Raw genomic sequence first — 12,927 nt, 5'->3', positions numbered from 1 at the left:
GGACATGACCGCGTATGACGCCATCGTTCTTGCCGGAGGGGCCGCCAAGCGCCTCGGGGGTGCCGACAAGCCGGCCGTTCGGGTAGGTGGCCGGGCACTGCTCGACCGGGTGCTCGCCGCTTGCGCCGATGCCGCCACCACGATCGTGGTGGGCGGTCGGCGGCCCACCCTGCGCGCTGTGACCTGGACACGCGAAGAGCCTCAGGGCGGAGGCCCTTTGGCGGCACTCGGCGCCGGGGTACGGCATACGAGCGCGGAGCGTGTGCTCGTGCTCTCCGCCGACCTCCCGTTTCTCGGGGAGAGCACGGTCAAGGCGCTGCTGGCCGCCGCCGGGCACGGAGAGCGCGACGGGGCCCTGTGCGTCGATCAGGACGGCCGGGAGCAGCCCTTGGTCGCGGTCTATCGCGCCGAACCACTCCGCCGCGAGCTGGCTCTGCTCGCCACGGAGCACGGCGGCCTGGCCGGACTGCCGCTGCGGTTGCTGACACCTGAACTGGACCTCGCCCGCGTCGAGGCCGGTCCGCTCGCCTCGTTCGACTGCGACACCTGGGAAGACATTGCCGCGGCCCGGGCCCGTATCAGAGAGCATGGGACCGTGCTGGATGAATGGATCACCGCAGTCAAGAATGAACTGGGCATCGAACTCGACGTCGACACCGGCGTCCTGCTCGACCTCGCCCGCGATGCCGCCCACGGTGTGGCCCGGCCCGCCGCGCCCCTGACGACGTTTCTGGTCGGGTACGCGGCGGCGACGGCGAGCGACGGCGGGGGCGGACCCGAGGCGGTGGCCGAGGCTGCTCGCAAGGCGACCGCGCTCGCCCTCCGCTGGGCGGACGAGGCCGAGACGCCATGACGGCGCCCCAACGCAAGCCCGAAGGGGGTCCGGCGGCCGAGCGGGCGCCGGTTCCTCCGCCGGATCTGGGGATCAGGACCCGGGCGGCTGAGCAGGACGCCGCGGTTGCTCCGCCGGAGGACCGTGCGGCCGGGGTGGCCGGGGCGACCCGCGTCGCGGAGGAAGCCGGTGCCGTCGAGCAGGTCCACGCGGCGGAGGCAGGCCGGGTGGCCGGGGTGGCGCAGGGCGCCGGAGAACCCCGCGTAGCGGAGGTGGCCCATGCTGCCGACGCGGCCCGCGCCGCTGAGCAGGCCCACACCGCCGAGGCAGCCCATGCTGCCGAGGAGGACCGTGCTGTCGATCAGGCTCTTGCGCTGGTTGCGAGTCAGGCCTCGCGTGAGCCTCGATTCGTGGCTCAGCCGCAGCCCCAGGGCAGGGCCTCGGCGCAGAGTCATCGGCAGAGCTCCGGTCACAGTTCCGGCCCGCGCCTCGAACAGGGACCCGCCGCCGGTCCCGGGTCCCGTCCTCGCCAGAGTTCTGACCACGATTCTGACCACAGTTCTGGCCAGAGTGCCGACCACAGCTCTGGTCACGGCGCTGCCCGGAGCCCCGGTCGCCGCCCTGACCGGGAGCCCGGCAATGCCTCCGGTTCCGAGCACGGTTCCGGCCGGGGTTCCGGTCAGGCCCCTGCCCACGACCGGCGCAGACAGGCCACCACCTGGGGTGAGGCTCGTGCTGTTGCCGCGCGGGCCGGGCGCGGCGCCGCCCCCCGTACGCAGCGGCTTGCCCTCGACCGGGCCCTCGGACACGTGCTGGCCGAACCCCTGGCCGCGCTCACGGATCTGCCGTCGTTCGACACGTCCGCCATGGACGGCTGGGTCGTCGCCGGACCCGGCCCCTGGACGCTCCACAAGGGCGAAGGCGGGGGCGGAGGGCTGGGCATCCTGGCCGGACACAGCGCGCCGACCCCGCTCCCCGACGGTGATGCCGTACGGATCGCCACGGGCGCCCGCATCCCGGCGAATGCCACCGCCGTGATCCGGAGCGAACACGCCCAAGTGGACGAGGCCAAGGGGCTGTTGTACGCACAGCGCCAGGTGGTCCCCGGGCAGGACATCAGGCCACGCGGTCAGGAGTGCCGTTCCGGCGATCAACTCCTGCCCGTCGGCACCCTGGTGACGCCCGCCGTCCTCGGCCTGGCCGCCGCCGCCGGATACGACGAACTGGTGACGGTCCCCCGCCCGCGCGTCGATGTTCTCGTCCTCGGGGACGAACTGCTCACTGCCGGTCTGCCGCACGACGGCCTGATCCGGGACGCCCTGGGCCCCATGATCGGCCCCTGGCTGCGGGTCCTGGGCGCCGAGGTTTCCGCCCCGCGCCGTCTCGGCGACGACGCGGAGGCTCTTCGGCACGCCCTCACCACCTCCGTCGCGGACCTCGTCATCACCACCGGCGGCACCGCGGCGGGTCCGGTCGACCACGTCCACCCGATCCTCGCCAAGATCGGTGCCGGGCTGCTGGTCGACGGCGTCGCCGTACGCCCCGGCCACCCGATGCTGCTGGCCCGGCTGCCCTCCGGTGGCCCGTATCTCGTCGGACTGCCCGGCAACCCGCTCGCTGCCGTCTCCGGTCTCCTCACCCTCGCCGAGCCTCTTCTGTGCGGGCTGGCCGGCCGCGCACCGGCGGAGCCGTACCGGGTCGTCGTACGCGACGAGGTGCACGGCCACCCGCACGACACCCGCTTGGTCCCCGTCGTCCATCGGGGCGGATCCGGCGAGGGCGCCGGCAGCGCGGCAGGTGACGGGGTCGAGCACGTCGTGCCTCTGCACTACAACGGCCCGGCCATGCTCCGCGGGATCGCCGCCGCCGACGGGTTGGCCGTCGTACCGCCGGGCGGGGTACGGTCCGGCACCGAGGTGGAGATCCTCGATCTGCCGTGGGCTTCGGCGACGCCGTGGACGGAAGGGTGTTTCACGTGAAACTTCCCGGCCACGACGCGATGGCCCGGCGGGTCGACGAGCACCTCGTCCCCACCCGGATCCTGCTTCCGCGCCGAGTCGTCGACCGGCCTCTCCGGCAGGTCGCCAAGCGGCTGCTGATGGCGATACTGGTCCTGGCCGCCACGGTGCTGATCGTCTGGCTCGACCGTTCCGGCTACCACGACGCTGCCGATGGCTCGGTGGACCTGCTGGACGCCGTCTACTACTCGACGGTCACCCTCTCCACCACCGGGTACGGCGACATCACCCCGTACAGCGCCACCGCGCGGCTGACCAATGTGCTGCTCGTGACACCGCTGCGCGTGCTCTTCCTGATCATTCTGGTCGGCACCACCCTGGAGGTCCTGACGGAGCGGACCCGGGAGGACTTCCGGCTGAACCGTTGGAGAACCAACTTGCGTGACCGCACAGTTGTCGTCGGCTTCGGCACCAAGGGCCGGTCGGCGATCCAGACGCTCTGTGCCACCGGTCTGACGAAGGAACAGATCGTGATCGTCGACCCGGCGACCGAGGTGATCGAGGCCGCCAATGCCGAAGGGTTCGTCGGCGTCGTCGGCGATGCGACGCGCAGCGATGTGCTGTTGCGGGCCGAGATCCAGAAGGCGCGTCAGATCATCATCGCCACCCAGCGGGACGACACGGCGGTGCTGGTCACACTGACCGCGCGGCAGCTCAATCGCGGCGCGAAGATCGTCGCTGCGGTCCGCGAGGAGGAGAACGCACCGCTGCTGCGGCAGTCCGGCGCCGACGCCGTGATCACCAGCGCCAGTGCGGCGGGCCGGCTGCTCGGCCTCTCCGTCCTCAGCCCCAGCGCGGGCACGGTGATGGAGGAACTGATCCAGCAGGGCACCGGCCTCGATCTTGTCGAACGGCCGGTGATAAAGGCCGAGGTCGGCAAGAGCGTCCGGGAGACCGGCGATCTGGTCGTGAGCGTGTTGCGCGGCCACCGGCTGATCGGTTACGACGATCCGGCGGCCAGTCCGCTGCAGTTGACGGACCGTCTGATCACTATTGTGCGTGTCTCGGGCGGCGCCTCGCCGCTGAATGCGCCGCGTCAGCAAGGGGCGTGACAGCAAGGGGCGAGTGGCCTGCGCCTCGGACGGGCGACGCTCGCAACGTGTCGAAACCCCGCTGCCGACCCGTTGCGCCGACACCACGGAGTAGCCTCGCCGCCATGCATGCGATCACAATCCCCGCACCCGGTGGTCCCGAGGCGCTCGTATGGGCCGAGGTCCCCGATCCCGTACCCGGCGAGGGCGAGGTCCTCGTCGAGGTCGTGTCCAGCGCGGTCAACCGCGCCGATGTCCTGCAGCGGCAGGGCTTCTACAACCCGCCGCCCGGCGCGTCCCCGTACCCCGGTCTGGAGTGCGCCGGCCGGATCGCCGCAGTCGGCCCCGGTGTCACCGGCTGGTCGGTCGGCGACGAGGTGTGTGCGCTGCTTTCGGGCGGCGGTTACGCGGAGAAGGTCGCCGTGCCTGCCGGGCAGCTGCTGCCCGTGCCGGACGGCGTCGATCTGGCGGTGGCCGCGGCGCTGCCCGAGGTGACGGCCACGGTCTGGTCGAACGTGTTCATGGTGGCCCATTTGCGCCCCGGCGAGACGCTGCTGGTGCACGGGGGCTCCAGCGGTATCGGCACGATGGCGATCCAGCTCGCCAAGGCTGTGGGCGCGCGGGTCGCGGTGACCGCGGGCGGTCCCGAGAAGCTGGCGCGGTGCGCGGAGCTCGGGGCCGACATCCTGATCGACTACCGGGAGCAGGACTTCGTCGAGGAGCTGAGCAAGGCGACGGACGGGGCGGGCGCGGACGTCATCCTCGACATCGTCGGTGCGAAGTACCTGGACCGGAATGTGAAGGCGCTCGCCGTCAACGGCAGGCTCGCCATCATCGGCCTCCAGGGCGGCGTCAAGGGCGACCTCAATCTGAGCGCTCTGCTGAACAAGCGCGCCGCGATCACCGCGACCTCCCTGCGTGGGCGCCCGCTCGCCGAGAAGGCCGCCATCATCGCCGCCGTGCGCGAGCATGTGTGGCCGCTCATCGACAGTGGCGTGGTCCGGCCGGTCGTGGACCGTACGCTGCCGATGGCGGACGCCGCGGAGGCCCACCGGGTGCTGGAGTCCAGCACACACATCGGCAAGGTGCTCCTGCGTACGCCGGCGGCGGCCTGAACGCAGCGGAAAGAGACACAGCGGGCCCGGCACACACTCCGGTGTGCCGGGCCCGCTGTTCATATGTACGTGGATGAGGTTGAGGTACGGAAACCGCGTACTGCCTTACAGGTACGGGCCCGACCGGATCGCCCCGTGCGGGTCCGAACCGTCGTCGTCGTGACCGCTGCCCGGCGGAAGCGCGCGGCGCATCTGTTCCAACTGCGCGCGGGCCGCCATCTGCTGGGCGAACAGCGCCGTCTGAATGCCGTGGAAGAGACCCTCCAGCCAGCCCACCAACTGGGCCTGTGCAATCCGGAGTTCCGCTTCGGAGGGAACCGACTCCTCCGTGAACGGCAGGGAGAGCCGTTCGAGCTCCTCCACCAGCTCCGGCGCGAGGCCGTCCTCCAGCTCCTTCACCGAGCTTGCGTGGATCTCCTTGAGCCGGACCCGGCTCGCCTCGTCGAGAGGAGCCGCCCTGACTTCTTCCAGGAGCTGCTTGATCATGCTGCCGATGCGCATGACCTTCGCGGGCTGTTCGACCATTTCTGTCACCGGGACCTCACGCGATTCGTCGTCAGTGCCACCGCCGCCGATCGCCATGCCGTCCTGTCCCACTACGAGGACTTGGGGGTGCTCCTGCGACCGTTCATTCCTCGGCATCTCCATGCCGCCATTCTCTCGCACACGTGCTGTTCAACAGGGTGGTGCCCCCGGTTACGGTTGATCCACCATTCTCGGGGGCACCGAAACCGCCCGGTCAGCCAGCAATCAGCCCTCGACCGAAGTGTTCGGCCGCGTGTCATCCGGCCCGGCGCGCCACGGTCTGCCGCGAGCGGGTGAACGCCGCCGCACCCAGCCCGGCCAGCAACGGTACGACCACGGCCAGCAACCCGATGGTCGCCCACGGCAACACGATCGGCGTGTAGGCGGACTCCATCGGCTGCACCCGCATGTTCTTCACGGCCTCACGCAGATCGATGAGCCGGAGCGCCACTGCGGGCACCAGACCGGCTGCCGTGCCGAGCAGGACGCCGGTGAGCGCGACGACCAGGCACTGGAAACCGGAGAGGGTGCGCCGTACGCGTGGGGGTGCGCCCACCGCGCTGAGCGTGATGAGGTCTGCCTCCGCGTCGGCCTTGGCGAGACCGGTCGCGATCGCGGCCGCGCCCAGGGTCACCACGCCCGCGAACAGGGAGAGGAAGAGCAGGATCGTGTCCTCCCGACCCAGCGGACCCCTCTCTGACTGAAGGTAGATCCCGCCGCCGGCCAGTTCGATCGCCGCCGAGACCCGCTGGTCCTCGCTTTCCGTCGGCTCATGGGCGACCGCGTAGACACTGCCGTTCGCCTCGGTGTGCAGACCGAGCCGCTTCGCTGTCTGCAGAGGCAGGATCATGCGCACCCCGGACGTGGTGGCGTACTGCTCGGGTGCCTGATACACCTTCAGCCGGTCGGTACGGGTCTCGGCCTTGCCCGGGTGCAGCTTGCGGTTCTTCTTGTCGCGGTCGCTGTACCTGTGGACGGCCTTGAGGGTGACCTCGCCGTTCTTCGCGTACGCCGGGTTGAGCAGCACGGGTGTGCCGGCCGCCAGGGCCTTGGCGGCCGCGGGGTCCTGGAGCTTCACATAGGTGGAGAGGAACTTGGCGTCGCCCAGGACGATGCCGTCCGACGAGCCGTTGAACGGGCTCATGAACTCGTCCAGGCAGGCGGGGGACCGCACCAGCTTTTTGTGCTCTTCGGCGGAGAGACTCGCGGCTAGCTTCTTGGCGCCCTTGCCGACGAGCGGGCAGGAGTGGCCCTTGCCGGTGGGCTTGATCAGCTCGACCGAGCCGCAGCCTTTCTCCTCCTCGTAGTAGACATTGCAGTCGCTGCCCGCCCAGGCCCGGCCGACGTCGGCATGTCCACCGGTGACGGCGAGGTTGCGTTCGACGGCGGCGCGGGCGAGCGGGAGCCGGTCGGCCGTCTTGCCGTCGGAGGCAGTGAGCACGACCGTGCCGGGGGTGAGCCTCGCCGTGTACTCGAACTCCGACTCGGCCTGGCCGCTGGACATGACGGTGGCGATGGCGACCGAGCCCGCGACGGCTGCCATCACGGCCGCGACCGCCGGGGCCGTACGCCCCCGGTTGCGGGCCGCGTCGCGCAAAGCCATCCGTGGGGAGAGCGGCAGCCTGCGGCCGAGCCGCCCGAGGAAGCCGACGATCACCGGGATGCAGCCGAGCAGGCCGAGTTCGGCGACGACCGAACCGCCGGCGACCAGTGTCGAGCTGCCGCTGGTGCCGCCGTAGACCGCGACCGCGATGCCGACCAGCAGGGTGATGGAGCCCAGCACCGGCAGTACCCGGGAGCTGTGCCGGATGCCACGGCGGCCGCTGAGCGACTCCAGTACGGACTGCCGGCTCGCCACGATCGCGGGTACGAGCGCTGCCAGCAGACCGGTGATCAGGCCGAGCACGGCAATGATCAGCAGCTCCGACGGCTGCACGGCCAGCGATCCGAAGCGGTGTCCGGCCCAGCCCTCGATCACCGGGCGGAACACCACGGTGAGCAGGAATCCGGCCGCGACACCGGCCACGGCACCGACGCTGCCGAGCACCAGCCCGCCGGAGAGCACCACGGCCCGGACATGACGCCGGTCGCCACCGCACGTACCGACGAGGCCGAGCTGGCGGCGGGAGCGGCGGGCGCCGACGGCGAAGGCCGGTCCGGCGAGCAGCACGATCTCCAGGACGGCCATGGCGACCACGGTGACCAGCGCCGCGCTCAGCTCCTCGGAACCGCTGTACGAAGTGCCGCTCATGGACCGGGCCATCGGGACCTCGGAGTCCGGCGGCAGGTCGAGGACGACCTGCCGGGACATGACGAGGACGCCCTGCGCATTGGCGGCGAGCACGTCGGACCAGCTCACGCCCGCCCCCTCGGCGCCCTTGACCAGCCACTTCTTGGAGTCGACGTTCGGCGGAAGCACCTTCTTGTCGTGCCGGGCCGTGTTCGTCCACGGGGCGATGACCGCTCCCGGATCGGCGTACAGGGCCGCGGACTTGAGGTCGTCGGGCCGTTCGACGACCCCGGTGATGGTGTAGGTGCGCTCGGCGCCGCGCAGGGTGGTGCGCGAACCGACGTGCAGCCCCGACTTCGTCAGGAAGGGCTCGGTGGCGGCCATCTCGCCGTCGCCGTGCGGAAGGTCGCCCCGCACGAGGTCGACCTTGCCGCGGGCCATCGGGTCCGAGGTCCGGAACTCGACGATGTCGGTGGTGGTGATGCCGTACTTGGTGGTGACGCTCGCCGGGACGGACTGGATGCTGACCGCGTGCGCGCCCTCGGGGAGCGCGGCCCCTATGTCGATCGGCGGCACGGGTTCGTCGCCCGGCCGCGTGCTGTCCTCCGACGCCGGGCCGTACGACTGCCCGTCGGGCATCTGCTGGATCGCGCCCGACCCCATCCCCGGATCGCTGAACAGCGCGTCCGCGGAGCCCATCGAGGCCGTCAGCTTCTCGGCTTGGGTCGGCTCCACACTGCGGTACGTCACATCGGCGGCCGTCACCCCGAGCACCGGCAGCGCGATCATGGCGACGACCAGTGCGCTGCGGCCCTTGGCCCGCATCGCGTCGCGCCGGGCGATCCTGAGGGCGGCACGCCAGCCCGTGAACACGCTCACTTGGCGCCCTCGGCGGCGAGCAGCGAGTCGGCACCGGCGGTCAGTGTCTGGTCGACGATCGAGCCGTCCCGGAGGAACACGACCCGGTCCGCCCAGGCGGCGTACCGCGGCTCATGCGTCACCATCACCCCGGCCGCGCCCTGGTCGCACCGGTTGCGCAGCAGGGCGAGGACGGCCTCACCGGTCTCGGAGTCGAGCGCCCCCGTCGGTTCGTCGGCGAGCACCAGGCGCCGGTCGCCCACCAGCGCGCGGGCGATCGCGACCCGCTGCTGCTGGCCGCCGGACATCTCGTCGGGGAACCGGTCGGCGATCTGGAGGAGGTTCATCTCCTCCAGCGCGGCCCGCGCCTCCTTGCGTGCCTTGCGCACGGAGACCCCGTCGAGCTCGCGCGGCAGGGCGATGTTCTCGGCCGCGGTCAGCGCCGGGATCAGGTTGTAGTCCTGGAAGACATAGCCGACGCTGCGCCGGCGCAGGGCCGCGACACCCTTGCGGCCGAGGGTGGAGATGTCCTGACCCTCGATGATCACCTGGCCGCCGGTCGCGGCGTCGAGACCACCGGCCAGGGTGAGCAGGGTGGACTTGCCGGAGCCGGACGGGCCCATCACGGCGACGAGTTCACCGGTGTGCACCGAGAGATTGATGCCGCGCAGGGCGTGCACCTCGGCGATGCCGGTGCCGTGGGTACGTGTGAGGGCGCGGAGTTCGAGCACGGGAGCGTCGACCGGCAGGGGTGCGGCGGACAGTCGGGGCGACGGGGTTGCGGACGGGTCGTGCGAGGACATGGTGAGTGGTTCCCCCCTCGGGAATGGTCTGTGGTCAAATCCGCGCACGCGGGCGGCCGGCGACGCGGCAGAAGGCGGTCGACGCCCCGCATGCGGGCGGGCGGCGCCAGCGATCGAGGACAGTCGGCGCCCACGTACACGGGTGGTCAGCGCCGGGTACGCGATCGGGCAGGCGTGCGTGCCTGGGCGTGGTTGGCCGTACGCGCCGCGGGTTCCGGATCCGTGGCGGCGGCCTCGGCCAGGCGGACAAGTCGCGACTCGCAGTGGTCCAGCCAGCGGGCCTCGGCCTCGGCCTGGAAGATCAGCTGTTCCAGTACGAGCAGCCAGGCCACCTCGTCGCGGTTGCCCGGGACGTCGGCGAGGGCCTGCGCCTTCAGCCGGGTGTAGTCCTGCATCGCCCTCACGGTGTGGTGGCGCTGCGACTGGATGACGGCCCGGATGTCGACGCCGGGCGCACCGACGGCCATGGCGAGCTTGATCGCCAGCTCGTCGCGGGGCGGGCTGCTGCGGTCTACGGGCGTCTCGAACCAGTTCCGCAGTTCGGTGCGGCCGTCGTCGGTGATCGAGTAGAGGGCATGGCCCTGGTCGTCCTCGCCGTCCTGGACGACCAGGCCGTCGCGTTCCAGCCTGCTGAGCGTGGTGTACACCTGGCCGACGTTCAGGGGCCAGGTGGAGCCGGTGCGCGACTCGAATTCGGTGCGGAGCTGGGAGCCGTAGCGAGGCCCGCGCTCCAGGAGGGCCAGGAGGCCATGGCGGATCGACATACTCAGTATGTATACCGAGTATGTTGCTTGATGCAAGTCCCGTGCCATTCAGTTCGTGCGGCGCAGACGGACCCCGAGGAAGCCCAGACCCAGCCCTATCAGGGCGATTCCGGTGCCGAGCGACACCAGCTTCACCTGCCGCACGGCAGGCCGGTCGAGGGCCTGCGGCGCGAGTCGGCCCGGCGCCGCGGAGCCGGTGGCCGAAATCGTCGCCGAGGTCGTCGTCGCGGTCGGCGTCGAGGGCAGCGCCGCCGGGGCCGTCGCGGCGGGCAGCTGGTCGGACTGGTCGAAGGATTCGTCTCGTTGCGCGAGCTCCTGCGGAGAGTACGGCCGCCCGGGTCGCAGCCGCCCTTCCCCGGCCTGCCGCCCGGCGAGCGGGTGCTGCGCCTCGGGGTGCGCGGGCCGTCCGGCGGACGGACTGGCGGAGGGTGAGGGCGAGGGGGGGGCGGAAGCGGACGGCGAGGGCGACGGAGAGTCGGAAGCGGACGGCGACGCCGAGGCGGCAGGGACGGCCGGGGCGCGGTAGGTCGGGGTCGCAGGCGCCGGAGAGGGAGATTTCGACGACGGTTCGGCCGAAGGGGCGACGGGCGGATCGGCCGAGAGGCCCGGGGGCGGTTTTGTCGAGGGGCCGACGGGCGGATCAGCGGAAGGAGCGGCGGACGGTACGGCCGAGGAGTCGACGGACGGCTCGGCGGACGGGGAGGAGGGGGGAGTCGTGGGGGTCTCGGGAGCCGCCGCAGCGGCTGCCGAAGGGCTGGCCGGCCCGCGTGCCGGCTCCGGCGTCCAGCCGGGTTCGCGCTGAACCGCGCGCGCCTGACCCTGCACCGGCCCTAGCGCCGCCCCCGTCGCTATGACCAGACAGGCCAGGCACCTCGAAGCCCATGGGGGGAGGAGTCCTGAAGCCATGAGGTCAGCGTCACATGTGTCGATATGTCCGGCATCTGGTGGATCGTGAGGCGAATCGCCCGGCACACCTCATACGTGCCGGGCCGTCACTTCCGTAGGAACAGTGCTGTCGCCGAAGAGCGGTACCGCTGAACGGGTTACCGCCGAACAGGGCTACCGGCTTGCTCAGGCTGGGTCGCCCGTGGAGATGCGCAGCTCGAAGTGGGCGCCCTTTTCGGGAACGGCGGTACCCGCGGAGGGGAACTGGTCGACGACTTGGTCCTCGGCGTAGGTGTTCCCGGGGACCTCGATCGTTTTGATCGTCCAGCCCGCGGCCAGGGCGCATTCCTTCGCGGAGACGATGTCCTTGTACAGGAAGCTCGGCGCGTCGACCTTGTTCGGGTCGTCGCTGTCCTCCATGGCGTCCGTGCAGTCCGCGGTCTTCATCGTCCGGTTCCGCTCCGGATCCTTGTGCTCGCCGGCCACCGCCGAGCTGCTCGGGTCGCCACCCTTGCCCTGGTCCGAGCCCGGGTCGTCCTTCAGCGACAGCACCGTGATCAGGCCGCCGATCGCGATCAGCGCGACCACGATCGAGCCCACGATCACGGGCATGTTCCGCTTGCTGCCACCACCACTGCCGGAACCGCCGCCACCCACCGGCTGCGGTGCGATGGTGTACGGCGCCGGCGTCTGGTGCTGATGGTGCAGAGGAGCCGGGGTCTGGTACGCCGGGTTCGCCTGCGGGTAGCCGTACGACGGCGAAGGGGCAGGGGCAGGGGCCGGTGTCGGCGGGCCGTACGGGCCGGGCTGCTGCTGGTACTGCTGCGGCTGATACGGCATCTGCACGCTCTGCGGCGCCGGCGTGGACTGGTCGACCGGCGGGAAGACCGCCGAGCCGACGCCCGAGCCGCTGTTCGCCGGTGCGCCGCCGCCGATGATCACCGGGGCACCCGTCCGGCCGCCTGCGCTCAGCACACGCGTGATCTCGTCCTGCATCGCCGCCGCGCTGGGGAAGCGCTCGTTCGGATTCTTCTTCAGTGCGCGGGCCACCAGCGCGTCCATCGCCGGGGTGATCGACCGGTTGATAGAGGACGGCGCGACCGGCTCCTCCTGGACGTGCGCGTACGCGATGGCGAGCGGGGAGTCCGCGTCGAACGGGATCCGTCCGGTCAGCAGCTGGAACAGCATGATGCCGACCGAGTAGAGGTCGGAGCGCGCGTCCACGCCACGGCCCAGGGCCTGTTCGGGAGAGAGGTATTGGGGAGTGCCGACGACCATGCCGGTCTGCGTCATCGACGTGACGCCCGACTGCATGGCGCGGGCGATGCCGAAGTCCATGACCTTCACGACACCGCGCTTGGTCACCATGACGTTGCCGGGCTTGATGTCGCGGTGGACCAGGCCCATTTCGTGGCTGGTGTCCAGTGCGGCCAGCACGTCGCCGGTCACCTTGAGCGCCTTGTCGGCCGGCATCGCACCGTAATTGCTGATGTCCTCCTGGAGTACGGAGCCGAGCGGCTTCCCTTCCACGTACTCCATGACGATGTACGGCATCAGCGCGCCGCCGAGCTCGTCCTCGCCGGTGTCGAAGACCGAGACGATGTTGGTGTGCTGCAGCTTGGCTACAGCCTGCGCCTCGCGCCGGAACCGCTCACGGAAAGACTGTTCGCGCCCCAGTTCCGTGTGCAGCGTCTTGATCGCCACCTGGCGGTCGAGTGCGGAGTCGTACGCCAGGTATACGGACGCCATTCCGCCTTCGCCGAGCAGGTCGCGAAGCTGGTAACGGCCGCCGGCGACCGAACCGCCCGCGTAGCGACCCTGGGCACCGTGTGCGCCGTCCTGGCTCATGACTTGCTTCCCCCTAGG

At 71.1% G+C, this 12,927-nt stretch carries 10 protein-coding genes; 5 read left to right on the top strand and 5 right to left on the bottom strand.

The features are described 5' to 3' along the window. Positions 1–4 precede the first annotated feature (4 nt). The 4 genes from ABZV38_RS01490 (at position 5) to ABZV38_RS01475 (ending at position 4,996) form a co-directional block, all read left to right on the top strand. A complete protein-coding gene (locus tag ABZV38_RS01490; protein WP_356323323.1) occupies positions 5–853 on the top strand; it encodes an NTP transferase domain-containing protein in 849 nt (282 codons plus the stop codon). Positions 854–1,206: 353 nt separating this feature from the next. Beyond that, entirely contained in the window at positions 1,207–2,811 is a 1,605-nt protein-coding gene (locus tag ABZV38_RS01485; RefSeq protein WP_356323474.1) for a molybdopterin molybdotransferase MoeA, read from the top strand. Next, positions 2,769–3,902: a potassium channel family protein gene (locus tag ABZV38_RS01480; RefSeq protein ID WP_356323321.1), complete on the top strand. Its 1,134-nt coding sequence runs from the start codon at positions 2,769–2,771 to the stop codon at positions 3,900–3,902. Before ABZV38_RS01485 ends, ABZV38_RS01480 begins: the two co-directional genes overlap by 43 nt. A gap of 104 nt (positions 3,903–4,006) precedes the next feature. After that, positions 4,007–4,996: an NAD(P)H-quinone oxidoreductase gene (locus tag ABZV38_RS01475; protein ID WP_356323319.1), complete on the top strand. Its 990-nt coding sequence runs from the start codon at positions 4,007–4,009 to the stop codon at positions 4,994–4,996. 105 nt (positions 4,997–5,101) lie between these two features. Here ABZV38_RS01475 and ABZV38_RS01470 read toward each other — a convergent pair whose 3' ends face one another. From ABZV38_RS01470 to ABZV38_RS01455, 4 genes are all read right to left on the bottom strand, one after another. Then, positions 5,102–5,644: a bacterial proteasome activator family protein gene (locus ABZV38_RS01470; protein WP_356323317.1), complete on the bottom strand. Its 543-nt coding sequence runs from the start codon at positions 5,642–5,644 to the stop codon at positions 5,102–5,104. 133 nt (positions 5,645–5,777) lie between these two features. Further along, on the bottom strand, positions 5,778–8,630 hold the full coding sequence (locus ABZV38_RS01465) for an ABC transporter permease (RefSeq protein WP_356323315.1): 2,853 nt from the start codon (positions 8,628–8,630) through the stop codon (positions 5,778–5,780). Then, the gene (locus ABZV38_RS01460) at positions 8,627–9,412 is read right to left on the bottom strand and encodes an ABC transporter ATP-binding protein (protein WP_356323313.1); all 786 of its coding nucleotides are present in this window, start codon (positions 9,410–9,412) and stop codon (positions 8,627–8,629) included. The genes ABZV38_RS01465 and ABZV38_RS01460 overlap by 4 nt, the downstream gene beginning before the upstream one ends. Positions 9,413–9,558: 146 nt before the next feature. Beyond that, positions 9,559–10,176 (bottom strand): PadR family transcriptional regulator, encoded by a 618-nt coding sequence (locus ABZV38_RS01455; RefSeq protein ID WP_356323311.1) that lies wholly within the window; start codon positions 10,174–10,176, stop codon positions 9,559–9,561. A gap of 196 nt (positions 10,177–10,372) precedes the next feature. Here ABZV38_RS01455 and ABZV38_RS01450 point away from each other — a divergent pair, with 196 nt between their 5' ends. Further along, positions 10,373–10,702, top strand: a complete 330-nt coding sequence (locus ABZV38_RS01450) for a hypothetical protein (protein ID WP_356323309.1) — start codon at positions 10,373–10,375, stop codon at positions 10,700–10,702. Positions 10,703–11,247: 545 nt separating this feature from the next. Here ABZV38_RS01450 and ABZV38_RS01445 read toward each other — a convergent pair. Continuing rightward, positions 11,248–12,909, bottom strand: coding sequence for a protein kinase (locus ABZV38_RS01445; protein ID WP_356323307.1), 1,662 nt, complete (start codon positions 12,907–12,909; stop codon positions 11,248–11,250). Positions 12,910–12,927: the final 18 nt, after the last annotated feature.

It is taken from the genome of Streptomyces sp. NPDC005181 (genome assembly GCF_040608395.1).
Lineage (GTDB): Bacteria > Actinomycetota > Actinomycetes > Streptomycetales > Streptomycetaceae > Streptomyces.
Note: the sequence above shows the minus strand (reverse complement) of the source record. Positions and strands in the feature narration are given on the sequence as shown.